The following is a 291-nucleotide window of genomic DNA, read 5'->3' on the forward strand; positions in this document are numbered from 1 at the left end:
GAACTATGTTTTAATTCAGGATATTTATAAAAGTTACAAATATAGCAAAAATCCTTATCATACAAATACAAGGCCACGAGGCTTTTTAACGAACCACTCTCCAAATATTGTAAAAGAAATAATAAAAAAATTTAGAGTAAATCAAAGGAATAATGCAAATCAAAAAAAAACCGAACATAAAACTAAAAATAGTAACTTCAATACAACCTACGATAATGAAACCTTCATAAACATATTTAGTGACAAAGAAGCAAGACTTTTCTTCAGTGATTTTATCTTGTTTGTAGAAGG

Annotated in this window: 1 pseudogene; it reads left to right on the plus strand. The window is 26.8% G+C overall.

From position 1 onward, the window contains the following. Positions 1-291 (plus strand): annotated as a pseudogene (locus tag CWB76_RS20220) (hypothetical protein); the annotation flags it as partial.

This window comes from Pseudoalteromonas sp. S1609 (assembly GCF_005887255.1).
Taxonomy (GTDB): domain Bacteria; phylum Pseudomonadota; class Gammaproteobacteria; order Enterobacterales; family Alteromonadaceae; genus Pseudoalteromonas.